The 24905-nt window shown below is 55.8% G+C and carries 18 protein-coding genes and 2 pseudogenes; 13 read left to right on the plus strand and 7 right to left on the minus strand.

Annotation, left to right across the window (positions count from 1 at the left end; genetic code table 11):
* Positions 1-2: 2 nt before the first annotated feature.
* The 10 genes from flgL (at position 3) to NQ842_RS09495 (ending at position 10083) form a co-directional block, all read left to right on the plus strand.
* Positions 3-914: a flagellar hook-associated protein FlgL gene (gene flgL, locus NQ842_RS09450; protein WP_063412392.1), complete on the plus strand. Its 912-nt coding sequence runs from the start codon at positions 3-5 to the stop codon at positions 912-914.
* 51 nt (positions 915-965) lie between these two features.
* Positions 966-2591 (plus strand): methyl-accepting chemotaxis protein, encoded by a 1626-nt coding sequence (locus tag NQ842_RS09455; RefSeq protein WP_063425925.1) that lies wholly within the window; start codon positions 966-968, stop codon positions 2589-2591.
* Positions 2592-2749: 158 nt separating this feature from the next.
* Positions 2750-3475: an RNA polymerase sigma factor FliA gene (gene fliA, locus NQ842_RS09460; protein WP_257256779.1), complete on the plus strand. Its 726-nt coding sequence runs from the start codon at positions 2750-2752 to the stop codon at positions 3473-3475.
* 350 nt (positions 3476-3825) lie between these two features.
* Positions 3826-4176, plus strand: a complete 351-nt coding sequence (gene flhD / locus NQ842_RS09465) for a flagellar transcriptional regulator FlhD (RefSeq protein ID WP_013097770.1) — start codon at positions 3826-3828, stop codon at positions 4174-4176.
* 2 nt (positions 4177-4178) lie between these two features.
* Positions 4179-4754, plus strand: coding sequence for a flagellar transcriptional regulator FlhC (gene flhC, locus NQ842_RS09470; RefSeq protein ID WP_257256780.1), 576 nt, complete (start codon positions 4179-4181; stop codon positions 4752-4754).
* A gap of 84 nt (positions 4755-4838) precedes the next feature.
* Positions 4839-5735, plus strand: coding sequence for a flagellar motor stator protein MotA (gene motA, locus NQ842_RS09475; RefSeq protein ID WP_257256781.1), 897 nt, complete (start codon positions 4839-4841; stop codon positions 5733-5735).
* On the plus strand, positions 5732-6637 hold the full coding sequence (gene motB, locus NQ842_RS09480; RefSeq protein WP_257256782.1) for a flagellar motor protein MotB: 906 nt from the start codon (positions 5732-5734) through the stop codon (positions 6635-6637). Before motA ends, motB begins: the two co-directional genes overlap by 4 nt.
* Positions 6624-8561 carry a chemotaxis protein CheA gene (gene cheA, locus NQ842_RS09485; RefSeq protein ID WP_257256783.1) on the plus strand — a complete coding sequence of 646 codons (1938 nt, stop codon included), beginning with the start codon at positions 6624-6626 and terminating at the stop codon, positions 8559-8561. Before motB ends, cheA begins: the two co-directional genes overlap by 14 nt.
* Entirely contained in the window at positions 8558-9079 is a 522-nt protein-coding gene (locus NQ842_RS09490; RefSeq protein ID WP_014832506.1) for a chemotaxis protein CheW, read from the plus strand. The genes cheA and NQ842_RS09490 overlap by 4 nt, the downstream gene beginning before the upstream one ends.
* Before the next feature lie 101 nt (positions 9080-9180).
* Entirely contained in the window at positions 9181-10083 is a 903-nt protein-coding gene (locus tag NQ842_RS09495) for a LysR family transcriptional regulator (protein WP_014832505.1), read from the plus strand.
* Here the strand turns inward: NQ842_RS09495 and NQ842_RS09500 are convergent.
* From NQ842_RS09500 to NQ842_RS09510, 3 genes are all read right to left on the minus strand, one after another.
* Positions 10055-10846, minus strand: coding sequence for a substrate-binding domain-containing protein (locus tag NQ842_RS09500; RefSeq protein WP_373371739.1), 792 nt, complete (start codon positions 10844-10846; stop codon positions 10055-10057). The genes NQ842_RS09495 and NQ842_RS09500 overlap by 29 nt on opposite strands.
* A 1-nt stretch (position 10847) precedes the next feature.
* Positions 10848-12146: an MFS transporter gene (locus NQ842_RS09505; protein WP_257256784.1), complete on the minus strand. Its 1299-nt coding sequence runs from the start codon at positions 12144-12146 to the stop codon at positions 10848-10850.
* 339 nt (positions 12147-12485) lie between these two features.
* Entirely contained in the window at positions 12486-13784 is a 1299-nt protein-coding gene (locus tag NQ842_RS09510; protein WP_257256785.1) for a serine hydrolase, read from the minus strand.
* 88 nt (positions 13785-13872) lie between these two features.
* Here NQ842_RS09510 and NQ842_RS09515 point away from each other — a divergent pair, with 88 nt between their 5' ends.
* A complete protein-coding gene (locus NQ842_RS09515; protein ID WP_257256921.1) occupies positions 13873-14781 on the plus strand; it encodes a LysR family transcriptional regulator in 909 nt (302 codons plus the stop codon).
* Here the strand turns inward: NQ842_RS09515 and fumA are convergent.
* Positions 14770-16419 carry a class I fumarate hydratase FumA gene (gene fumA / locus NQ842_RS09520; protein ID WP_014832500.1) on the minus strand — a complete coding sequence of 550 codons (1650 nt, stop codon included), beginning with the start codon at positions 16417-16419 and terminating at the stop codon, positions 14770-14772. The two genes, NQ842_RS09515 and fumA, sit on opposite strands and share 12 nt — an antisense overlap.
* Positions 16420-16474: 55 nt before the next feature.
* Positions 16475-17983, minus strand: a complete 1509-nt coding sequence (locus NQ842_RS09525) for an anion permease (RefSeq protein WP_257256786.1) — start codon at positions 17981-17983, stop codon at positions 16475-16477.
* 608 nt (positions 17984-18591) lie between these two features.
* Between NQ842_RS09525 and NQ842_RS09530 the strand changes: the two are divergent.
* Together NQ842_RS09530 and NQ842_RS09535 are read left to right on the plus strand one after the other, a co-directional pair.
* Positions 18592-21374: pseudogene (locus NQ842_RS09530) on the plus strand (flavocytochrome c).
* Positions 21375-21570: 196 nt separating this feature from the next.
* Positions 21571-22431: pseudogene (locus NQ842_RS09535) on the plus strand (FAD:protein FMN transferase); the annotation flags it as partial.
* Here the strand turns inward: NQ842_RS09535 and dcuR are convergent.
* Positions 22412-23131, minus strand: coding sequence for a two-component system response regulator DcuR (gene dcuR, locus NQ842_RS09540; RefSeq protein WP_046888987.1), 720 nt, complete (start codon positions 23129-23131; stop codon positions 22412-22414). The pseudogene NQ842_RS09535 and the gene dcuR overlap by 20 nt on opposite strands.
* Positions 23128-24744 carry a sensor histidine kinase gene (locus tag NQ842_RS09545; RefSeq protein ID WP_046888988.1) on the minus strand — a complete coding sequence of 539 codons (1617 nt, stop codon included), beginning with the start codon at positions 24742-24744 and terminating at the stop codon, positions 23128-23130. The genes dcuR and NQ842_RS09545 overlap by 4 nt, the downstream gene beginning before the upstream one ends.
* Between the last annotated feature and the right edge of the window lie 161 nt (positions 24745-24905).

The following is a 24905-nucleotide window of genomic DNA, read 5'->3' on the forward strand; positions in this document are numbered from 1 at the left end:
TGATGCGATTAAGTACGCTGTATATGTATAAAAATAGCGCGGAGGCCATGACGAAGCGCATGAGCCAAAGCAATGATGTTTATTTGCGCATGTCGGCAGGCAAAATGCTGCTGAAAGCGTCGGACGATCCGGCTGCCGCAACCGACGCGGTGAAGCAGCAGGACGCGCTGGCAAAGCTGGAGATGTACAGCAGCGTGCGCTCCCTGGCACGCGGTGCGCTGGAGCATCAGGATAATATTCTTAATGGGGTGGGGAATTTATTAACCACGACGCTGAAGGAAAAAATTATTGCGGCGAAAAGCGGTACCTACTCAGCGGAGGATCGTAAGGCGTTGGGAGAGGAGATCAAAGGCATCCGTGCCAATTTGCTCGACTTAGCGAATAACCGCGACGCCAGTGGAAACTATATTTTCTCTGGTTTTAAGACCGATACCCCCGCGTTTGATGACGTGGGTAATTACCGTGGTGGAGACGAAGCGCGCAGGCAAACCGTGGCTGACGGAACTGAAATGCAGGTCAGCCATCTGGGTAAGGAGGTCTTCGGCGACATTTTCATGGTGCTGAATGATGCCGTGGCCGCGCTGACCGCTGACCCTGACGGTGCTGATTACGACAAGAACCTCGAAGCCGCTCTCAGCGCTGCAAGCCTGGCAGTGGATGAGGGTATTAACCGTCTGGGTAAGGCCCAGGCCGAAATCGGGACCAACCTGCAGCAGCTTGATGCTCTGGATCTCTCCGGTGCGGTGCTGATCAACGACACCATTGTGAAAGTGCAGAACGCCATCGGTTCTGATACCAGCAAGCTGGTAACGCTGGTGTCGGAATCGCAGATGTCAGAGCTGGCCTTTAATGCGTCGATGTTCGTCTACAAAAAAATGCAGTCGATGAACCTCTTTACTATGTCCTCCAGTTAACCGTTTAATTGACTCCCACAGGCACCGGCCATATACGGCCGGTGAAAATCTATGTTAACGAAACTCAAAATTTATAGCGCAATCAGCCTGATTATTGGTTTGTTTGCGATGATGCTGTTTGGCGTAACGGCCTATTCTGTTTATGACGCCGTCTCCAATAACAATAATTTTAAACGCATTGTGGTGGCTTCAGATAATAACGATCAGATGCGCGATGCGGCTTATAACATCAGTGCGGTCATGGCCAATACCAACGGGCTGATGCTGCAGGCAGCGTTGGGTAATCCGGTTTCTGAAAATGTCGCCAGACATACGGTGAATGTGCTGAAACTTGCGCGCCAAAATATGGATGCGTTTATGGCCTCGCCGTTTAATACCGAAGAAGAGAGCCGTCTGGCGGCTGAAGTGAACGCGGCGTTTAACGAGGTGTATAAAGTTGCCAACGTTAAGCTGGGTTACCTGCAAAACCCGGCTGGCTATACCGGCTCGCTGGAAAACGATATGGAGCTGCGCACCGCGCTGCGTAATAAGGTCGATCAGTATACGGATGCCAGCGCTCGCATGAGTGAAAGCTATATTCATGCCTCCGAGCGTGGCTACCAGATTATGTTGGGTGTCGGGATTGCTGTGCTGATTCTGGCCGTCGGGCTGCTGCTCGCCGTGCGTTACTGGCTGCGCCATACCCTGGTGCGTCGTATGGAGACCACGGTTGAGATGCTGCGTCGTGTGGCCGCGGGCGATCTCAGTCAGCCTATTGAGGCTGGCAGCCAGAATGAAATCGGCCATATGTTGACTGAGCTGGAGACGATGCGTACCTCCCTGACCAGTACTATTCTTGGGATCCGCGACAGCGTGCAGCGTATTCACACCAACGCCCAGGAGATTGCCCACGGCAACAACGATCTCTCCTCCCGCACCGAAGAGCAGGCGGCAGCGCTGCAGGAGACGGCGGCCAGCATGGAGCAGATTAAAACCACCGTGCGTCAGAATGCCGATAACGCCCATGCGGCGCGTGAACTGGCGGAAAGTGCCAGCGCCAATGCCCATAACGGCGGAGAGGTGATGCAGAGCCTTGAGCAGATCATGGCGCAAATAACGACCAGCTCGCGCCAGATTGCCGATATCAACGGCGTGATCGATAGCATTGCCAACCAGACGAACATTCTGGCCCTGAACGCGGCGGTGGAAGCGGCGCGAGCAGGTGAGCAGGGGCGTGGTTTTGCGGTGGTGGCAGAAGAAGTGCGCAACCTGGCAAAACGCAGCGCCGATGCGGCCAAAGAGATCAACCAGCTGATCAACACTAGCGTGAGTAATATTGATACCGGTTCACGTCAGGTCGGACAGGCCAGCACGGTGATGCAGGAAATTGTGACCTCTGTTGCACAGGTGACGCAGATCATGGGCGAAATCACCTCCGCGTCTGACGAGCAGAGCGCGGGTATCAACCAGATTTCGCAGGCGGTCAATGAAATGGATCTGGTGACCCAGCAGAATGCGGCGATGGTGGAAGAAGCGGCGATGGCGGCGGGGGAACTGGAAGCACAGTCCGATGCGCTGGAGAAACTGGTGGCGCAATTCCGGCTGAATCACGAGAGCACCGTGACGAACGTGACCGTGCAGGCGAATAAGCCGCAGCGTCAAAAAGAACCTGACCTGGCCCAGTGGGAAACCTTTTAATCTTGTTAATTACCGCTATTAATTACGCGGTTTTGTTAAATTGCGGGTGAATAAAAGCGAATTAACAGTATGCGCATTTTTCTAAAGTCTTATTGCCCTATTTGAATGCGCCATTTCACCGGATAATTCTCGAAGAGATGATTGGGTGGAATGTAATCGTGGATGGTATTTATACGGCCGAAGGGCTGGAAGATAAATCGGTAGTCTGGTCTAAGTATCATTATCTGGTGCGGCAGGAAGCATTGCGTTTACATAAGCGACTTCCTGCCAGTGTAGAACTGGATGATTTAATTCAGGCTGGCTCAATAGGTTTTTTAAGTGCAGTAGAGAGCTTCGATCCCAAAAAAGGGGTCACTCTGAGCGCATGGATCACCCAGCGGGTGAAATGGGCACTGTTAGATGAGCTGAGAGAAAGTGACTGGGTTCCGCGTCGGGTACGAACCCATACGCGGGAAATTGTCGCACTTATTCAGCAAATCGAGCAAGAAAAGGGGGGGGAAGCCACCGAGTCTGAAATTGCTGAGCGCATGGGTGTCTCATTGCAGGAATTCCAGCAGATGCTGGCAGATAATAATTCCAGCCAGATGTATTCGGTTGATGAGTTGCAGGAGAATTACGCCGACAGCTGGGAGATGAGCGATGAGGAGAATGAAAAGCTTAATCCGTTACATGATGCTATCAAGCAGAACCTGACAGAACAGATCATCGAACATATTCAGTATATCCCGGAAAGAGAACAGCTGTTATTGCAGTTCTATTATGTTCAGGACATGAACATGAAAGAAATTGGGCTGGTATTGGGTATTACTGAAACACGGGTAAGTCAGTTGCATAGTCTGGCGATAAAAAGGTTAAGAGGTCGTATTGAATCAGCATCACAATAATTACATTGTATTAACATTTTTTGCGAGCAATAATTTTTGAAAACGTGTTTAATCATTAAAGTAAGGGTTTAACAACGTTTAATGATGCTTTTTTAACTTTTTAAATCAGTTGGTTAACATCAAATTATGGATTTGGGGGAATTTCTGTCGCTTGTTCGGAAAATGCTTAGTGTTTATGATTTTGCCAGTTTTGAGATGCAGCCTCCTTTGGCATTGACTCATTTACTCAGGAAGAGTGACTTACCTTAGTGAATATCAATACCAAAAGACTCTCTGCATCAGTTCGGAAACGTTAATTATCTAAACTGACAAGCCAGTTGTTGGCTGAATAACATTGGGGGTTTTCGCCTGTGTCCAATTTTGATGAGTATCTGCAAAATATCCATGACATTAATTTATCCTATTTACTACTGGCTCAGCAGTTGATTCGTCAGGATAAGTTTGCGGCGGGTTTTCGCCTTGGATTGTCTGAAGGGACAATTGATAATCTGAAAGAACTTTCGCTACCACAATTGATGAAACTGGCCACCACTAATCAGCTTATTTGTCGTCTGCGCGTTGATGATGAAGTGGTAATTGAAAATCTGACCAAAGATTCGCGTATTGAAGCGCTGCAGCAGATTCACACCGGCATTATTTTGTCGACCAATCTTCTTAACGCCTTAAGTGAAGAAGATGCCATTACCGCGGAGGAGGCATAATCATGTGTGGTGAAAAAAGTCTGCTGCAGGAAATTGATGAAGTAAATATCGCCATGGGATTAATTTCTCTGGGCGCGAGAATGCAGGTGCTGGAGTCGGAAACGTCGCTGAGTCGCCGTCGGCTGCTTCGCTTATATAAAGAATTACGCGGCTGTCCTCCGCCAAAAGGCATGCTGCCATTTTCAGAAGACTGGTTTATGTCATGGGAGCAGAATATTCACTCTTCCATGTTTTATAACATTTATCTGTATTTGAAAAAAACCGAGCAGGGGCGTCCTATTGAAACGCTGATGAAGACCTATCGTCTTTATCTGGAGCAGTGCAGCACCTGTTCCGATGAGAAGCCGGTGCTGGGTCTGACGCGTGCCTGGACATTATTACGCTTTATCGACTGCGGTATTATTTCGCGTAAGGCCTGTAGCGTCTGCGGCGGCGGTTTTGTCGTCACCACGGAATTTATTAAAAACCCATTTACCTGCAGCTTGTGCAGTCCGCCGTCGCGCGCGCTTAAAAAATCCCAGGTGAGCAATACCGGACTTCTGGGTAAGTTCGCCGCGCCGGAAATTATGACGGCGTAACCGCTGACGGGGGCTGTGCGCAAGATGGCGTTTACCTGATGCCGGGGCTCCCGGCATCGGTCAAAGTACCGAAAAGGAGAAATTGTGTTAGTTATTGTTGGCTATCTTGTTGTCATATCGACCGTTTTTGGTGGTTTTCTTTTGTCCGGCGGTAACCTGATGGCGCTGTTTCAGCCGCTGGAATTGCTGATTATCGGCGGTGCCGGGGTGGGGGCGTTTATTGTCGGCAACAACGTCAAATCCCTGAAAGCAACGGGGAAAGCGCTGGTTAAGGTCTTTGTCGGAAAGCGTTATAACAAAGCGGTGTATATGGATCTGATGGCCCTGATGTTCCTGCTGCTCTCCCAGAGCCGCGTTCATGGGCTGATGTCGCTGGAAAAGGACATCGAAGATCCGCAGAACAGCGATATTTTCAGCGCCTATCCCCGCCTCATGAGCGACCCAATGCTCGCCAACTTTATCCTCGACTACTTCCGCCTGATGATTGGCGGCAGCATGAACTCCCATGAAATCGAAGCCCTGATGGACGAAGAGATCGAAACTTGCGAGGAAGAGCTGGAAGTGCCCGCCCACAGCCTGAATACCGTAGGCGACGCGTTTCCGGCATTCGGCATTGTGGCGGCGGTGATGGGGGTGGTGAACGCCCTGGGGGCGGCGGATCGTCCGGCGGCGGAGCTGGGAATGCTGATTGGCCACGCGCTGGTGGGCACCTTCCTCGGGATCCTGATTGCCTATGGCTTTGTCTTACCGCTGGCGACGTTGCTGCGCCAGAAGAGTTCTGACCAGGTCAAAGTCCTCCAGTGTATTAAAGTCACGCTGCTCTCCAGCCTTAATGGCTATGCGCCGCAGATTGCCGTGGAGTTCGGTCGTAAAACCATCTTTACCAGCGAACGCCCGTCGTTTGAAGAGCTGGAAGAGCACGTGCGCGATGTGAAATCCAACGCCACGCTGAAAACCAAATCGACGGACAACGCAGCATGAAGAACGTCACCCCTGTCATCATTTCACGTAAGCGTAAGAAGAAAAAACATGCCCATCACGGTGGGACATGGAAGATTGCCTATGCCGATTTTATGACGGCCATGATGGCGTTCTTTCTGGTGATGTGGCTGCTGGCGCAGTCCACGGATATGGAAAGGGAACTGATTGCCGATTACTTCCGCATGCCGCTGAAACCCTCGATGGCCAACGGCGATAAAACCAGCCTGAGCGACAGTGTCATTCCAGGGGGAGGGGATGACATTCTGAAGCGGCAGGGTGAGGTGTTTAAAGGACAAATTGCCAGTATCGATAAACACAAGCGTTTTGAAAGCCTGAAGCAGGCGAAAGAGAAGCTGCAGAAGATGATCGAAACCGATCCGCGGCTGAATAACTTTAAATCCAACATTCTGCTCAACCTCACCAACGACGGTCTGCTGATCCAGATCACCGACTCGCAGGACCGCCCGATGTTCCGCGTCGGCAGCGAACTGCCGGAATCCTACATGAACGGCATTCTGCAGGCGCTGGTGCCGCTGCTGCAGGAGCTGCCGAACGCGCTGAGCCTGACAGGGCACACCGACTCGCTGCCGTATGCCGGTGGCGACGGCGGCTACAGCAACTGGGAACTCTCTGCCGGGCGCGCGAATGCCGCCCGCCGGGTATTAGTCCGGGGCGGCCTTAACGATGAGCGCTTCTTACGCGTGATCGGCACCGCCAGCCGGATGCCGCTGGAGAACACGCCGCCGGAAAGCGCGGTGAACCGCCGCATCAGCATTCTGGTCCTCAGCCGCTCGAAAGAGCAGGAGATCCGTCTGGAAGATACGCAGGCTCAGCGTGCAGACAGCGTGCTGAGCGATATCAATCTGCAAAACGTGCAGGGCTATACCGATGGACATGAATGATTTTTCGCAGATCTTCTTTACCGAAGCGGAAGAGCTGCTGGCCGAAATGGAACAGCAGTTGCTGCAGCTTGACGTGGCGGCGCCGGATCAGGAGCAACTGAACGCCATCTTTCGTGCCGCCCACTCGCTGAAAGGGGGCGCGGCCACCTTTGGCTTTACCGCATTACAGGAGACGACCCACCTGCTGGAGAACCTCCTTGACCAGGCGCGGGCAGGGGAGAGAACGCTCAGTCGCTCAATCATCAACCTTTTTCTGGAATGTAAGGACATTATGCAAGCGCAGCTGGAAGCCTATCAGTCTTCGCAGGAGCCTGATGAAGCCCGTTATCGCTATATCTGTGAAGCCCTGAGGGAGATTGCCCTTGAAGGTCAGCAGCCAACGACGCCAGCGGTGACACCGGCCCCCGCGCCCGCGCCAGCCAGCACGGCGCAGGAAACGGAAACCTCGCTGGTGGTGACCCTGCGTAACGTCGGGGCGCGCGAGCAGACGACGCTGCGCGACGAGCTGAGCAATATGGGCGAGATTAACGACGTTGAGGCAACGTCAGACAGCATGACCGTCACGCTGCGGACCACCGCCTCGGCGGATGACATCACCGCCGTGCTCTGCTTTGTGCTCGACAGCAAGCAGATCGACGTCCGCCCTGCACAAGCCACACCGCCGGTACAGACGCCAGTTGCGGTGCCAGAGACTGTTGTCAAAAAAGCGCCGCCTGCACCGCGTCCGGCCAGTCAGGAGTCGGGCAGTATTCGCGTGGCGGTGAGTAAAGTCGACCAGATCATCAACCAGGTCGGTGAGCTGATTATCACCCAGGCAATGCTTTCACAGCTGTCGAAAACCCTTGATCCGGCCAGTTACGATCTGCTTTCCGGCTGCGTGGCGCAGATGGAGCGCAACACCCGCGAGCTGCAGGAGTCGGTGATGTCCATCCGTATGATGCCGATGGATTACGTCTTTAGCCGCTTCCCGCGTCTGGTGCATGACCTGGGCGCTCGCCTGAATAAAGAGGTCGAACTGACCCTGAAAGGCGGTTCCGCCGAGCTGGATAAGAGCCTGATCGAGCGCATTATTGACCCGCTGACCCACCTGGTGCGTAACAGCCTTGACCACGGTATTGAAGAGAAAGAGGTGCGTGCCGCAAAAGGCAAACCGGTGACCGGGAACCTGACGCTCTCTGCCGAACACCACGGCGGCAATATCGTGATTGAGGTCAGCGACGATGGGGCGGGGCTGAACCGGGAGAAGATCCTCGCCAAAGCCCGCTCTCAGGGGATGACCATCAGCGACACCATGAGTGATGACGACGTGTGGATGCTGATCTTCGCCGCCGGTTTCTCTACTGCCGAGAGCGTGACGGATGTCTCCGGGCGTGGCGTCGGCATGGACGTAGTGCGACGCAACATTCTGGCGATGGGCGGCCACGTGGACGTGCTCTCGACGCCAGGGGCCGGGACCACCATCCGCATTATTCTGCCGCTGACGCTGGCGATCCTCGACGGCATGCTGGTGAAGGTGGGGGACGAGATTTACGTTCTGCCGCTGGGCGCGGTGATGGAGTCGCTGCGACCGACCGACGACATGCTGTGCCGCTTTGTCGGCGAAGAGCGCCTGCTGCAGGTGCGCGGCGAATATCTGCCGCTGGTGCTGCTGCGCCAGCGTCTCTCGGTGGCGGGTGAAGCCCCTGCCGACGACGGCATTGTGGTTATCGTGCAAAGCGCGGGCTGCCGCTATGCGCTGTGGGTCGATCAGCTTATCGGCCAGCAGCAGGTGGTGGTGAAGAACCTTGAACATAACTATCGCAAAGTGCCTGGCGTCTCCGCTGCCACCATCCTCGGGGATGGCAGCGTGGCGCTGATCCTTGATGTGGTTGAGCTTTCAACGCTCAACGCGCCACAACCCCAGAGGGAGGGGGTAAACGCATGACTGTAGCAACCGCCAGTAAACCCGCCGCAACCGACGCCATCGCTCAGGAGTACCTCGTATTCCGCCTGGGCGATGAAGAGTACGGCATTGATATTCTCAAAGTGCAGGAGATCCGCGGCTGCGATCGCCTGACGCGGATCCCGAACGCGCCGAATTTTATTACCGGCGTGACCAACCTGCGCGGCGTGATTGTGCCAATTGTCGATCTGCGCGTGCGCTTCGATCTGCCCGACCCGTCACAGGACGATAAAACGGTGGTTATCGTGCTCAATCTGAACGATCGCGTGGTGGGTATCGTGGTTGACGGTGTGGCGGACGTGCTGTCGATTGACGTGGATAACATCAAGCCGACCCCGGACGTGGCCTCGGTGCTCTCTGGCCGCTACCTGCTTGGGCTGGGGGTGCTCGACAGTCGAATGATTATTCTGGTGAATATTGAGATGCTGCTGAGCCGTGAGGAACTGGCGCTGGTGGATGCCGTGGCGGCGTCGCACAGCGACTCCCACGGAGCAGTGTAGCGCTTTCCGGACATACATCAGCGGCAGAGGTTGCCGCTGATTCATAAGTCGTTATTATGAATGTCCGAGTTTCCAGAAAGCGCTAAGGATTGCCAGAATCTATGCCCGTCAATTTCGACCTCAACGATCTTTATGCCTTCAGAGCGCTGGTGGAGTACGGTAACTTCCGTATCGCCGCAGAATCTATCTGTATCTCTCAGTCCGCCTTAAGCCGCCGTATTGAAAAGCTGGAAACCGCCGTCGGCGCGAAACTGTTCGACAGAACCACCCGGCGCGTGACGCTGACGCTCTTCGGGCAAACCTTTGCCGACCGCTGCGGGCAGCTTCTGGAAAACGTGGAATCGATGCTGGCGGATATCGACAAGGTGAGCGAGGAGCGCACCGGGCTGATTACCGTCGCCACCGTGCCGTCGGCGGCCTGCCATTTTATGCCGGAGGTGATCCGCCAGTTTCACCGCCGCTATCCGCGCGTGCGCATTAAGCTTATCGACAGCAGTGCGGGCAACGTCATTGACGCGGTGGCCAGCGGGCAGGCGGATTTTGGCATCTGTTTTGCCAGAAGCCTTCAGCCAGATCTCACCTTTATTCCGCTGGTGGAGGATGTATATGTCGCCGCGTGTCGTCGCGATCACCCGCTGGCGGGGCGCAAAAGTTTGACCTGGCAGACCTTTTATCAGCAGGATTACATCAGCCTGGACATTACGTCGGGGAACCGGAATCTGCTCGATCAGATGCTCGGCCACATTAAGCCGGAGCGTCCGGGGATCTGCGAGACGCGCCACGTCACCACGATGCTGGGAATGGTCGAGGCGGGGATAGGCATTGCTGCCGTCCCCGCCATGTCAATGCCGCACTCTGAGCACTCCTTCCTGACGCATATTCCGCTGACCGAGCCCGAGGTCAAACGCACTGTCGGGCTGATCCGGCGCAGCGGGCGTATTCAGTCGTGGATTGCCGCTGAGCTGGAAACCCTCATTACTGCGCGTTATCGCGCCGCGGAGTGACGGGGATCATCCCGGTGGCGGTGATGGTCTCCTGCGCGTTTGCTGAAGCGAGATAATCCAGCAGGGCTTTCCCCTCGGCAGGGTGCTCCGCATGAGCGGTGACCGCGCCGGCAAAACGGGTGATGTATTGCAGGTTATCCGGCAGTTTGCCGACAAAGGTTACGCCGGGCACGGGTAACAGCTCGCTGACCTGCTGGAAACCCACGGCGTATTTCCCTTTCGCCACCTCAGAGGCGACCGGGATCCGCTCCACCTTGTGCGCTTTCCCCTTGACCTGGGCTTCAATCCCCAGCTTTTTGAAGAGCTCCGTTTGCACATACCGGCCGCTGGCGCTGTCGGAGTAGGCGATGGTGCTCGCCTTAAGCAGGGTCTGTTTTAGCGCGCTATCCGTGGCGATATCCGGCACCGGCGAGCCGGCTTTCACCACCACGCCGATGGGGGAATCCGCCAGCTCAACGCGCGAACCTTCTTTGACCATCCGGTCCTTCGCCAGGTGCGCCAGCGCATCACCGACCATAATCACTACGTCTGCTTTTTCACCGCGCGCCAGCCGGTTGGGGATCGCCTGCGGCGTCTGTCCCATCGACGGCCCCGGGATCAGCACGATATGGTCGCCCGTCCGGGCTTCATACTCGGGGGCGAGTTTTTCCAGCGCGGCCTTAAAACCGCCTGAAATCATGACCGTCACCTCCTGGGCCAGCGCGCCTGCACTGGTGGCCATCAACACCAGCCCGGTCAGTCCTGAACGTACAAATGTGTGCATATTATCCTCTCTGTACCTGCAGATTCATCGCGCTGCGACGATAGAGATAAAGCGTTGCCAGCAGTGCGCAGACCGCCGCGAAGCTCATCCAGTAACCCGGCGAGGCTTTATCGCCGGTGTACTCAATCAGGGCCGTTGAAATGACCGGCGTAAACCCGCCGAAGATCGCGGTGGCAAGGCTATACGCCAGTGAGAAACCGGCGACACGCACCTCAACCGGCATGATCTCCGTCAGGGCCGGGATCATCGCGCCGTTGTAGAGGCCATAGAGGAATGAGAGCCACAGCAGTACGCTCAGCATCATGGAGAAGCTGGGGGCGTTAGCCAGCAGCGTCAGGGCCGGATAGCTGGTCGCCAGCGCCAGCAGGGTCATGGCAATCAGCACCGGTTTACGACCGAAGCGGTCCGACAGGGCACCGCCCACCGGTAGCCAGATAAAGTTAGAGATGGCCACCAGCAGCGTCACCAGCAGGCTGTCGGAGGCGCTGAGCATTAACACTTTTTTGCCGAAGGTAGGCGCGTAGACGGTGATCAGGTAGAACGCGGTGGTGGTCATGGCCACCATCAGCATGCCCGCGACCACAACCGGCCAGTTCGCCAGCAGGGTGGTAAAGACCTGACGCATCGCCAGCGTGTGACGGCGGGTGCGGAACTCCTCGGTCTCTTCCAGCTTGCGGCGCAGGAAGAAGATAAACGGCACAATCAGACAGCCGAACAGGAACGGGATCCGCCAGCCCCATTCACGAATGGCGCTCTCTTCCAGCATCGCGTTCAGCGCAAAGCCCATTGCGGCGGCCACCATAATCGCCACCTGCTGACTGCCGGATTGCCAGCTGGTAAAGAAGCCTTTGCGGCCCGGCGTGGCAATTTCAGCCAGATAGACCGACACGCCGCCAAGCTCCGCCCCGGCGGAAAAGCCCTGCAGCAAGCGTCCCGCCAGCACCAGCAGCGGTGCCCACAGGCCGATGCTCTCATAAGAGGGGATCAGCACAATCAGGAAGGTGCCGGCCGCCATAATCGACAGGGTGGTGATCAACCCTTTACGGCGACCCACCTTGTCGATGTAAGCCCCGAGGACAATCGCGCCGATGGGGCGCATTAAGAAGCCTGCGCCAAAGACGGCGAAGGTCATCATCAGCGACGCAAATTCACTGCTCGCCGGGAAGAAGGTATGCGCGATGTAGGTGGCATAGAACCCGAACAGGAAGAAGTCGAATTGCTCAAGGAAATTGCCCGAGGTGACGCGAAGTATCGCGCCCGCTCTTGCGCGAACGGTTGCAGGTGGGGTTGAGGAAATCATGGTCGTCTCCAGTTTATTATTGACGTGTTGTCCGTCTGTTTTTGAAAACTGGCGCATTAAACGGAAATTAATAAGCGCAAATCACGCATGAACTGATGCGTGCTGCGCATCAATGACAGGACGTTGACCAGGATTTACCTATCCAACAATAACTTAACAATTCATTGATTTTTTATTCACCATCTAATGCTAAGTGGCTGATATCGCTATTTTGTGATATCGCGCAGAAGGGCAGAATAGCTGCTGCTCTTGTCGGGTGGCGCTTCGCTTACCCGACCTACGAATTTTGTAGGCCGTGCAAGCGTAGCGCCGCCGGGCGAAACTGGCAGAGTACTGTATTCAGCGCAGCGCCTGCGCAATCGCGCTAAACATCAGCGACGCTTCCAGCGGCTGGGCGCTGAATGACGGCTCCGCCTGCGGCCAGGTGGACCACTGGACAATCACCAGGTTTTCCTTTTGATTCACCATAATCATCTGGCCAAAAATCCCCAGCGCCCAGAGTGAATCTGTCAGGGAATCCTCTACCGCGGGCTTGACGTCTGTGGCCGTGGCGGGCATCTCGTTATTCCACCACTGATAGCCGTACAACCCTTTCGGATGCGCGTCAGACACGGATCCTTTCGCCTGCGTCCACTCTGACGACGCCTTCACCCAGCCGTCAGGCAGGATCTGTTTGCCCGAAGGAAGCGTACCGTTATGCAGGATAAACTCGCCGAAGCGGCCCCAGTCTTCCAGCGTGGCGTTAAAGCCGTGCGCCCCGACATCGTGCTGGCCTTTACGGTAGGCATGCCATACGCCATCGCTCGCCATCCCGTACGGTTGCCAGATGCTTTTCTCCAGGTATGCCGCCAGCGTCATGCCGGTGGCGCGCTCCAGCACGTCACCCAGTAGCCACGCGCCACCCGATGAATAAGACCAGTTTTCTCCGGCCGGGTGTTCCCGGTGTAACCCCTTCACCAGCTTTCGCACGCAGTCGTAGGTGCCCGGCTTCGCTTCGCATTCGGTAAGCTGCGCGAAATCAGACTGTGGGTTGGTGTAGTCTTCGTTCCACGCCACGCCAGAGGTGTGAGTGATCAGCTGTCTCAGCGTCACGCCATCCCACGCCGTGCCTTTTAAATCGGGTTCGTAACGGGTGATTAGGTCGTCGAGGGAGTGAATTTTACCCTCTTTAAGGGCAACTCCGACCAGCGCAGAGACCACGGATTTCCCCACCGAACGGGATGTCCAGAGCGTGGAATCGGTATTGCCTTCACCCAGATACTTCCACGCAATTTTGCCGTCCTTCAGCACCAGCATGCCGCTGACGTTCTGGCGTTTCAGGTAGTCCTGCAGGTTATACGTCTTGCCATCGACCTGATAGCGGGCGTCGGTAAGCGGTTTCTCTGCTGCCAGCAGCGGCGTGGCGTTACCGTGGCGGAAAACATCGCCCGCGTAGTTGCGATAGTCGTTACGAAAACCCACCACGCGATCCGCCTGACTCCAGGTCAGCATGCTGTGCGTGTCGGGAAGGGTTGCGTCAAACGGCGCAGGGCAGGGGTTGAGATCGGTGCCGTGACAGGCAGCCATAACGGCAGGGGATAAAAGACTGCTGACCACCAGCGCGGCGAGCAGGGTGCGGTTTAACGTTTTGTTTTTCATGTTTATCTCGTTTGGTTCAGGAAGGGCTTCAGTTTAAGAAGCCGCGACCTATAATAAAAAACGGGTTATGGGGGAAAATCCCCCGGAAATGGCACGGGAGGGAGAGGTGGCGATAGTCTATTCATTTGCCCAGCTGGAGGCGTTTACCGCGGTGGCAGAGCACGGCAGCCTGATGAAGGCGGCCATTAAGCTCGGTAAAGACCGTACGACCCTGCGCGATCTGATCGATTTTCTTGAGGACGGGCTGGGGTATGCCCTGTTCCTGCGCGAGGGACGCAGCGTGCGCTTAACGCCTGAAGGGGAACAGCTCCAGCGACAGGCGCACCTGCTGATGCGCCAGGTGAAAGCCTTTGAGGCCTTTGCCAGAGCGGTGCCGGCAAGCGCGACGCAGGACATTGCCCTTGTTTACGATCCGTTCACTCCCCGGGCTTTTCTGCAGGCGCTGATTGCAGAGATGGCGGCACAAAAAATACGCCTGAGCCTGACCAGCGCGTCGCGTGATGAGGCGGAAGCCCTGCTGGCGAGCGGAGAGGCGGATTTAGGTATCTGCCAGGCGCGCAACCGCAGCGTGGGTAATGAGATGGAGTGGCGGGCTCTGGGAGCCATCGACATGGATTTTTACGCCGCAGACGTGCTTTTTGCGAAGGTTGCCACGCCGGTTTCGCTGCTCGATCTCTCTCTGGTTCCGCAGGTGGTTATGCATGCCGCGTCAGATGAACCGGTTGCCCGTCGTCTGCAAATTGCCGGGCATACCCTTTTTACTAATGAAATTGAGATGCTGCGCGGCCTGCTGGAGCAGGGCTGTGGCTGGGGTTTTTTGCCGACCCATCTTCATGCGACGCAGTGGAAGAACGTAAAAAGGCTGCCCACCGAAGTGGGCAGCCAGGGGATTAGTCAGACGATGGTCACTATCTGGAAGCCGGGGAGCGACAAGCGTGAGCGGATCAATCACATGTTGTCGCGGCTACCGGCACTCTGGAAACACTCAGCGCTGTGAACACCCCTGGCACTGTTTGTTCTGGATCTGCTGGAAGAAGTCGTTACCTTTGTCATCCACCAGGATAAACGCCGGGAAGTTCTCCACTTCGATTTTCCAGATGGCTTCCATTCCCAGTTCCGGGTACGCCACGCACTCCAGGCTCTTGATGCTGTTTTGCGCCAGCACCGCCGCCGGGCCACCGATGCTGCCCAGGTAGAAACCGCCGTGTTTGTGGCAGGCATCCGTCACCTGCTGGCTGCGGTTGCCTTTGGCCAGCATGATCATGCTCGCGCCGTGGGACTGCAGTAAATCCACATACGAGTCCATGCGGCCTGCAGTGGTTGGGCCGAGGGAGCCGGAGGCATAACCTTCCGGCGTTTTGGCCGGGCCCGCGTAGTAAATCGGATGGTCTTTAACGTACTGCGGCAGTTCCTCGCCGTTGTCGAGCAGCTCTTTCAGCTTCGCGTGGGCGATATCACGCGCCACGATGATGGTGCCGTTCAGCGACAGGCGGGTAGAGACCGGGTGCGCGGAAAGCTGCGCAAGGATCTCGTTCATCGGCTTGTTGAGGTTGATGCTGACCACGTCGCCTTCGCCCTGCTGGCGCAGCGATTCAGGAATGTACTGACCTGGGTTGTGTTCAAGTTTTTCAATCCAGATCCCGTCGCGGTTGATTTTCGCCTTGATGTTACGGTCGGCGGAGCAGGAGACACCCATGCCGATTGGGCAGGAGGCACCGTGGCGCGGCAGGCGGATCACGCGGATATCGTGAGCGAAGTATTTACCGCCAAACTGCGCACCCAGACCCAGATTCTGCGCTTCCTGGAGCAGTTCCTGTTCGAGCTGAACATCGCGGAACGCCTGGCCGTGTTCGTTCCCCTCGGTGGGCAAGGCGTCGTAGTAGCGGGTGGAGGCCAGCTTCACCGTTTTCAGCGTCGCTTCTGCAGAGGTTCCGCCAATCACGAAGGCAATATGGTAAGGCGGACAGGCCGCGGTACCCAGGGTACGCATTTTCTCCACCAGATAGTTTTTCAGCTTCGCCGGGGTGATCAGCGCTTTGGTTTCCTGATAGAGGTAGGTTTTGTTGGCTGAACCGCCGCCTTTCGCCATGCAGAGGAATTTGTACTCGTCGCCGTCGACGCTGTAGAGGTCGATCTGCGCAGGCAGGTTGGTGCCGGTGTTCACCTCTTTATACATATCCAGCGCAGCGTTCTGGGAGTAGCGCAGGTTGTCTTCGATGTAAGTGTTGTACACCCCCTGACTCAGCGCTGCTTCATCGCCACCGCCGGTCCAGACGCGCTGGCCTTTTTTACCCATGATGATCGCTGTACCGGTATCCTGGCAGGTTGGCAGCACGCCTTTAGCGGCGATTTCAGAGTTACGCAGGAACTGCAGGGCAACGTACTTATCGTTCTGGCTCGCTTCCGGATCGTTAAGAATGGCGGCGACCTGTTTCTGATGGGAAGGACGCAGCATAAACGCAGCATCGTGGAACGCCTGCTGCGCCAGCAGCGTCAGCGCCTCTGGCTCGACTTTCAGGACTTCCTGACCGTCGAACTCAGCAACGGAGACGTGCTCTTTGGTCAGCAGATAGTATTCGGTGTCGTCATGGGAAAGCGGGAAGGGGTTCTGGTAGTAAAACGGTTTGTTTGACATAGCGTATTGCTCCACAAAAATAAAACCGCCGGAGGAGAAGTCCGGCGGTCAGGAATCAGAACATCATGGACATCCACGGATAACCAATCAGCAGCAGGGCCGCCAGGAAGATGGCACCGAAGATAGTGCCCAGGCGCCAGTAGTCTTTGGTTGGCAGGTAGCCACTACCGTAGTAAATCGGGCTTGGGCCGGTACCGTACGGGGTGATGATCCCCATCACACCCAGCGAGGTCACCATCAGCAGGACGAACACTTCCATATTCATGCCCGGAATAGTGGAGGCGATGGTCAGCATCGCCGGCAGCAGCGCGGTGGTGTGCGCGGTGGTGCTGGCAAACAGGTAGTGCAGCAGATAGAACGCCAGCAGCAGTACGATGGTGGCGACGCCCGGAGAAATACCGCTCATTAACAGGCCGCCTTCTTTACCCAGCCAGCTGATAAAGCCGGTAGAGGAGAGGCCATCCGCCAGCGCAACCAGGGTGGCGAACCAGACGAAGGTGTTCCACGCGGCTTTATTGCCGGTGATATCGTTCCACTCCAGCACGCCTGTCCACAGCATCAGACCCACAATCAGCAGGGCTGCCATCGCCGGTTCAATCCACGCGGCGGCGAAGATCCACATCAGCAGCGCACAGCACACGAACACCAGCAGCAGAATTTCATTGCGGGACAGTTTGCCCAGTTTTTCCAGCTCACGGGTTGCCCACAGCGGTACTTCATTATTCACTTTGACTTCTGGCGGGTAGAACCAGTAGGCCAGCAGCGGCATGGTCAGAATCAGCAGGATGCCCAGCGGCAGGAAGGCAAGGAACCAGGTACCCCAGGAGATATCAATCCCTACCGTGCTTTTCACCAGCGCCAGTGCCAGCAGGTTCGGCGCAAGGGCGGAGAGGAACATCGAACTGGTGATACAGGCCGCGGTGATCGCCACCCACATCAGGTACGAACCAATTTTACGCGCGCTGGGGTCGTTTGGTTTTGAACCATACAGCGGCGGCAGGTTAGCGATAATCGGGTAGATGGTCCCGCCGCTACGTGCGGTGTTGGACGGCGTAAACGGTGCCAGCAGCAGGTCCGCGAAGGTGATGGCGTAACCGAGCGTCAGGCTGCGACGGCCGAGATATTTCACCAGAATCAGCGCCAGACGGCGGCCGAAGCGGGTTTTGTCATAGCCAGCCGCGAACATGAAGGCACCGAAGATCAGCCACACGGTCGAGTTACCAAACCCGCTGACCGCCCATTTAAAAGAGGCACCCGCCAGCTTGAATTTCGGGTCGGCCAGCTGTTCAGGGCTGAACAGCACCCACTGACTGCACAGCGCAATCGCCACCACGCCGGTCAAACCGATCACCGCACCCGGCAGCGGTTCAAAGATTAAGCCGACGATCACGCCGACAAAGATAGCGAAGTAGTGCCACGCATAAGGCGGCAGTCCTTCCGGTACCGGAACAAACAGCAGCAGGACGGCGACGATGACGGGCAATGCCATCATCAGCAGTCGTTTTGCTTTCCCATTTGATGCCTGGGTCGCCACAGGGGGCCTTACAGCAGTTTTTGTATTCATAGTTTCACGTCTTAAGTTGTCAAAAATTCGGTCGCACTGAAAAACAAAATTGCTTTCTTAAGTTTCTTTGCTTTTTTTAGTTATTTAAGGTGCTGTTTTGTATTTTCAGTAATAGCGATTTAACGCATTTTTGTTTGCGCTAAATTAAAAATTGATGATGTTTTTATATTGCGCTTTTGGATGCCATAACTATTGATCGGGATCAAAAAAAGAGAATTGCAGTGTTATTTTTGTGCTTTTATTAATAACCACTCTGGCGTATGTGGGTATTACGTATATTATGGATTGAATTTATCAATTTTTTAACAATTCAGTATTTTTCTGTTTTTTATGTTGTTGATTTATAATGATTACACCTCCTTGTGGTGAAGTGGTTTTACCATTGTTAATTTAACGAAGTTTAAATTATTGTGAATAGCTGAATTACAATCACTAACACCAATGTGTTATTTGTGTTATCGCAGGGATTAAATAGTTTTTTAACTAACGTAATAACTTTAGAAACTAAAAAAATCATTATATTAATATCATGACATCGGCAAATAACGACGAAATAAAAAATCAATCCGATACCGAATTCTTAATTTTTAAAGTTTGGAGTTTCAATTATGAGCACTAACGAACGTATTCTGAGCCCCTTCACATTACCGAATGGCACTGAACTGAAAAACCGTTTGTTAATGGCCCCCATGACCACCTGTACCGGCTATTACGACGGCACGGTCACCAGCGAGCTGGTGGAGTACTACCGGGCCCGTTCCGGCAGCATTGGTACCATTATCGTTGAATGCTGCTTTATCGATGACCTCGGTCTTGCGTTCCCCGGCGCGATTGGTATCGACAACGACGAGAAAATCGCCGGACTGGCGAAAATCGCGGACGCCATTAAATCCAAAGGCTCGAAAGCCCTGCTGCAGATCTACCACGGCGGCCGTATGGTCGATCCGAAACTGATCGGTGGCCGCACGCCGGTTGGCCCAAGCGCCGTTGCCGCGCCGCGCGACGGGGCTGCTACGCCGGTTGCCCTGACCGGCGAAGAAGTGGAAGGCATGATCGGCAAGTTTGGTGAAGCCGTTCGCCGTGCCATCCAGGCCGGTTTCGACGGGGTTGAAATTCACGGGGCCAACACTTACCTGATTCAGCAGTTCTACTCCCCGAACTCAAACCAGCGCGACGACGAGTGGGGCGGCAGCCGCGATAACCGGGCTAAATTCCCGCTGGCGGTGCTGGATATCACGCACAAAATGGTGCGTCAGTACGCGGACGACGCGTTCATTATTGGCTACCGTTTCTCCCCTGAAGAGCTGGAAGTCCCGGGCATCCGCTTTGAAGACACCATGTACCTGCTGGAAAAACTGGCGGCGCGCGGTGTGGATTATCTGCACTTCTCCGTGGGGGCGACCCTGCGTCCTTCGATTGTTGATACGCAGGACCCAACCCCGCTCATCGAAAAATATTGCGCCATGCGTTCTGATACCCTGGCTCAGGTTCCGGTGATGGGGGTCGGCGGCGTGGTGAATGCCGCGGACGTCAATGAGGCGCTGGATCATGGTTATGACCTGATCGCCGTGGGTCGCGCGACTATCGCTTACCCGGACTGGACCGACCGGATCGCGGCAGGTGAAAACCTGGAGCTGTTTATGGACAGCACCAAACGCGAAGAACTGAGCATTCCTGAACCGCTGTGGCGCTTCTCGCTGGTGGAAGCGATGATCCGCGACATGAGCATGGGCGAATCAAAATTCAAACCGGGCATGTTCACTGAAAAGGTGCAGGACGATGTTAACGAGCTGGTGATCAACGTCAGCCTGGAAACCGATCGCATCGCCGATATTGCGCTGGCGTCTGGCCCGAGCGAAGACGTTGAGTTTGTCACCAGCTTTGAAGAGATCCGTACCCGCATTCTGGATGCCAACACCCCGCACGTGGATGCCATCACGGGTGCAACCAGCCAGAGTGAAGCGGTGAAAAAAGCGGTCTCTAAAGCGATGCTGAAATCCAGCAAAGCGTTGGCGGCAGAAGAGGGCGCTGACCCGAACGCGACCCGCAGTGTGGATGTGGTGGTCGTTGGTAGCGGCGGTGCCGGTCTGGCCGCAGCCATTCAGGCCCACGATGAAGGCGCGAGCGTGCTGATCGTTGAGAAGATGCCAACCATCGGCGGTAACACCATCAAAGCTTCTGCCGGGATGAATGCCGCCGAGACGCGCTTCCAGCGGGTGAAAGGGATCCAGGACAGCAAAGAGCTGTTCTACCAGGAGAGCCTGAAAGGGGGCGGTAACAAGAACAACCCGGAACTGCTGCGCCGCTTCGTGGAGAATGCGCCACAGGCGATTGAATGGCTGGCAACTCGCGGCATTATGCTGAATGACATCACCACCACCGGTGGGATGAGCATTGACCGTACGCACCGTCCAAAAGACGGTTCCGCGGTAGGCGGCTATCTGATCAGCGGCCTGGTGCGTAACGTCAACAAACGCAACATTGAGGTGATGCTCGATACGTCCGTCAGCGACATCCTGTTCGAAAACGGCGAAGTGACCGGCGTGCGTCTGACCACAGAAGAGAACGAAACCCTCACCGTGACCACCAAAAGCGTGATTGTCGCCACCGGTGGTTTCAGCGCCAACAGCCAGATGGTGGTGAAATACCGCCCCGACCTGGAAGGTTTTGTCACCACCAACCACAAAGGGGCAACAGGCGGAGGTATCGCGCTGCTGGAACGCATCGGTGCCGGTACGGTTGATATGGGTGAGATCCAGATCCACCCAACCGTTGAGCAGAAAACCTCGTACCTGATTTCTGAATCCATTCGTGGGGGCGGGGCGATTCTGGTCAACCAGCAGGGGAACCGTTTCTTCAATGAGATGGAAACCCGCGATAAAGTCTCGGCGTCAATCATCGCGCTGCCGGAGAAATACGCGTATATCGTCTTTGACGAGCACGTTCGTGCCAAAAACAAAGCCGCGGATGAGTATATCGCCAAAGGCTTTGTGACCAGCGCCAGCTCGCCAAAAGCCCTGGCCGAAGCGCTGGGCATGGATTACCACGCTTTCCTGGCGACCCTGGAACGCTACAACGGTTTCGTTGAAAAACAGCACGATGACGATTTTGGCCGTACCACCGCGCTGCGTGCGCCTATCAACGAAGGGCCGTTCTACGCCATTCAGATTGCGCCGGGCGTGCACCACACCATGGGCGGCGTGACCATCAACACCGAAACCTGCGTGCTGGACAGCAACCATAACGTGCTGCCAGGGGCGTTCGCGGCCGGTGAAGTGGTCGGTGGGATCCACGGCGGTAACCGTATCGGCGCGGTAACGCGGTGGCAGATATCATTATTTTTGGTACGCTTGCAGGACATCAGGCGGCTATGCGTTCGAAAAAGCAGTAAGACCCCTGTGTTGTATGCCGGAGACGCGCAGCGTTATCCGGCATTTTCCCCGGCGGCGCGGTGCTTGCCGGGGCTACATCTGAGGACTCATGCTATGCCTGATGACCATCGCGTTTACAGTTATTCCGCCGTCCTGATGGGATCGCCCATCCTCCTCAAACTCTTTTCCCATGACGAAGCCCTCGCGTCCCGCGTATTTCGCCTGATCAAACAGTACGAAGACCTGCTTACTGTTAACCGTGCGCATTCGCAGGTGATGGATATCAACCATGCGGCCGGTCAGCATCCGGTTGCCGTCAGCCGTCCGGTGTTTGAGCTGATTCGCTGCGCGAAAGCGGCAAGCGTGCTTAAAGACAGCGCGTTTAACCTGGCCATCGGCCCGCTGGTGAAACGCTGGAAAATTGGCTTTCGCGGCGACAGCGTGCCGCCAGCCGATGATATTGCCGCGTTGCTGGCGATTACCCGTCCTGAGGATGTGGTGCTGGACGAGGCCAGCAGTAGCGTGTTTTTAACCCGAAAAGGGATGGAGATTGATCTGGGGGCCATCGCCAAAGGCTATATCGCCGACAGGGTGCGGGATTACCTGCGTAAAGAGGGCGCTGAACTCGGGCTGATCAACCTCGGCGGCAATATCCAGACGCTGGGCTCACCGGAAGGGGGCTGGAGCGTGGGGCTGAAAAAGCCGTTTGCCGGTGATGCGCTGATCGGCGCGATGACGGTAGAGAATCGCTCCGTGGTGACGTCGGGAACCTATGAGCGCTACTTTGAACAAAACGGCAAACGCTATCACCATATCCTGGACCCGCGCACCGGGTATCCTCTGGATAACGAACTGGACAGCGTGACCATCATTTCAAACGATTCCATTGACGGGGATATCTGGACCACGCTGATGTACGGTATGGGCGTGGAGAAGGGCTGCGCGGTGCTGCGCTCGCGCCCTGATATTGAAGCGATCTTCGTGACCAAAACAAAAGAAGTGGTGCTCTCTTCAGCGCACCACTTCCGCTTTACCTTGTTGGATAACAGCTATCGCGTTACTGACAGTACTGTTTGAGCAGGCCTGTCTGCTCGGGCTGGAGACGGTAACGATACACCGGACGCCCGGTGGCACCGTAATGAATGCTGGTGAACAGGATATTGATTTGCGCCAGCCAGATCAGATACTTGCGGCAGGAGACGCGCGAGATATTGACTGCACTGGCGAGGTCATCGGTGGAAAACTCGGTCTCCGGGTGGGCGTCAATCCACTGGCAGATGGTGCGCAGCGTCTGCGGCGTTAACCCCTTTGGTAGCTTTTTGCTGTCTGCCAGCTCCGGCGCCCCGCCGTGGATCAGCCTGTCGACGTCCGCCTGCTCATAATACTGGTGCGACCCCATCAGGTTGTGCTTTGCCTTCCAGCCGTTCAGGGCCTCTTCAAAGCGCGGGAACTGGAACGGTTTAATCAGATAATCCACCACGCCGTAATGGATAGAGGTCTGGATGGTTGCGGCGTCGGCGGCCGAAGAGATCATGATGACATCGATTGGGCGACCAGAGGCGCGGATCACCGGCAGCAGATCCAGCCCGTTATCCTGCTGCATGTAGACATCCAGCAGCACCAGATCGACCGGCTGGGCAGGGTTGTTAATAATGGCCTCGGCCTGGTTCAGCGTGGAGGCGACGCCGCAGCAGCTAAAGCCATCAACACGGTTGACGTACAGACGGTTGAGGTCGGCTACCATGGCGTCATCATCGACAATTAATACATTTATCACGCGATATTCCTCTCGCTATCCCAGGGGATGTGAACAAAAAATTGGGTAAATACGCCAGGTTCAGATTCGACGGTGATGTCACCGCCCAGGTTCTGAATTTGCTGGCGGGCAAGGAACAGCCCAACGCCCCGGTTTTCACCTTTTGTTGAGAAGCCTTTAGTAAAAATAGTCTCCAGCTGCGCGGGATCAATTCCCGGGCCGTCATCGCTGACTTCACAGCTGAGCCAGCCATTCTGATAGTGCAGCAGCAGGCTGATTTCGCCTTCCGGCTGGCCTTCCATCGCGTCCAGTGCGTTTTCAATTAAGTTACCGAGTACGGTGACCAGCACCGCGACCTGCTCTTCGTTGGCGGTATCCGGTATCTGGCACTCATCCGCCAGGGTGAGGGTGATCCCCGCTTCTTTCGCCCGGTTGATTTTACCCAGCAGGAACCCGGCAATCACCGGGGATTTCACCTTACTCTGGATAGCGCCGATGTCCGTCTGATAATTATGTGCCGTCTGCAGAATGTACTCTTCCAGCTTGTCGTAGCGCTTGATATGCAGCAGGCCCAGGATCACGTGCAGTTTGTTCATAAACTCGTGCGTGTGGGCGCGCAGGGCGTCGACGTAATTCACCATGCCGTCGATACGCTGCATCAGCTGGCTGATTTCGGTTTTGTCGCGGAAGGTGGTGATAGCCCCGATCACCCGCTCCTGGCTTTTCACCGGCACCATGTTACACAGCAGCAGCCGCCCGTTGCAGCTGATCTCCTGATCCTGGCGTGCGATGCCCGTCTTCGACACCTCGCGCAGGCTGGCCAGCAGGGGCGCACTGGCGTTTTCGGTCTGCTTGCCGGAGGGCAGGAGCAGTATCTCTCTGGCGGTGTGGTTAATCATCGTCACGCGGCCATGAATATCGACCGCTAACACCCCTTCACGCAGCGACTGCAGCATCGCCTGACGCTGTTCGAACAGGGCGGAGATTTCGTACGGCTCCAGCCCGAACAGGATGCGTTTCAGAACGCGAACCAGCCCCCAGATCGCCATAGAGCTCATAAAGATACTGAACAAAATGGTCCAGACGGCGTTCAGTCGCCCGCGGGCGATCTGGTCTTCCACTTTTTTAAGCGAAATGCCGACCACCACCACGCCGATCTGCTCGTGCTGGCTGTCATACACGGGCGTAAATACGCGAAGGGCTTCCGCGAGCGCGCCCCGGTTAACGGAGACGTTCTCCTTACCTTCCAGCGCCGGGTTCAGATCGTCGCCGATAAAATGCAGCCCCAGCAGCGCCTCGTTCGGGTGAGAATAGCGGATCCCGCGCATATCGGTCACCACGGTGAACAGCAGATCGTTTCGTTTCGTCACCGCCTGGGCGATAGGCTGAATAATATTTTCCTGCGGTGCCTGCATCAGGCCGCGCTGTATCTCGGGGCTATCGGCGAGGGTGCGGGCAATGCCGAGTGCGGTGTCTTTGACATCATCGCGGGTTGCCCGGGTGATCTGCACCGAATAGAGCGCAAAGACCACCAGTAGCACTGAACCGATGATCGCGCACACCATCAACGTGACCAGCGTGTTCAGTTTCATGGGGCGCTTGCGCGTCTGGGGGAAAGGCTGCAAATCGCTCATCAACACTCCGCGATGAAGAAGAAAGGGTAATTATCGCCGATGACGCGCTTTTCTTAAAGCTATGTAAAAGCATGCATTTGGTCCGCTTTTCGTGACCCTCCTCGCATGTCATCCATATAAAACACTTTATAGTGTGTGGGTACTCATAATAAGGAGGCTGT

The organism is Enterobacter cloacae complex sp. R_G8 (assembly GCF_024599795.1).
Classification (GTDB): Bacteria; Pseudomonadota; Gammaproteobacteria; order Enterobacterales; family Enterobacteriaceae; genus Enterobacter; species Enterobacter dissolvens.

Bases quoted from the DNA above. Each gene is read 5' to 3' on its own strand.
- NQ842_RS09495 (WP_014832505.1), top strand. From the start codon at position 9,181: ATGCCCGTCAATTTCGACCTCAACGATCTTTATGCCTTCAGAGCGCTG.
- NQ842_RS09545 (WP_046888988.1), bottom strand. From the start codon at position 24,744: ATGAGCGATTTGCAGCCTTTCCCCCAGACGCGCAAGCGCCCCATGAAA.
- NQ842_RS09500 (WP_373371739.1), bottom strand. From the start codon at position 10,846: ATGCACACATTTGTACGTTCAGGACTGACCGGGCTGGTGTTGATGGCC.
- NQ842_RS09525 (WP_257256786.1), bottom strand. From the start codon at position 17,983: ATGAATACAAAAACTGCTGTAAGGCCCCCTGTGGCGACCCAGGCATCA.
- fumA (WP_014832500.1), bottom strand. From the start codon at position 16,419: ATGTCAAACAAACCGTTTTACTACCAGAACCCCTTCCCGCTTTCCCAT.
- NQ842_RS09505 (WP_257256784.1), bottom strand. From the start codon at position 12,146: ATGATTTCCTCAACCCCACCTGCAACCGTTCGCGCAAGAGCGGGCGCG.
- NQ842_RS09515 (WP_257256921.1), top strand. From the start codon at position 13,873: ATGGCACGGGAGGGAGAGGTGGCGATAGTCTATTCATTTGCCCAGCTG.
- cheA (WP_257256783.1), top strand. From the start codon at position 6,624: ATGGACATGAATGATTTTTCGCAGATCTTCTTTACCGAAGCGGAAGAG.
- NQ842_RS09490 (WP_014832506.1), top strand. From the start codon at position 8,558: ATGACTGTAGCAACCGCCAGTAAACCCGCCGCAACCGACGCCATCGCT.
- motB (WP_257256782.1), top strand. From the start codon at position 5,732: ATGAAGAACGTCACCCCTGTCATCATTTCACGTAAGCGTAAGAAGAAA.
- NQ842_RS09510 (WP_257256785.1), bottom strand. From the start codon at position 13,784: ATGAAAAACAAAACGTTAAACCGCACCCTGCTCGCCGCGCTGGTGGTC.
- NQ842_RS09455 (WP_063425925.1), top strand. From the start codon at position 966: ATGTTAACGAAACTCAAAATTTATAGCGCAATCAGCCTGATTATTGGT.
- flgL (WP_063412392.1), top strand. From the start codon at position 3: ATGCGATTAAGTACGCTGTATATGTATAAAAATAGCGCGGAGGCCATG.
- flhC (WP_257256780.1), top strand. From the start codon at position 4,179: ATGTGTGGTGAAAAAAGTCTGCTGCAGGAAATTGATGAAGTAAATATC.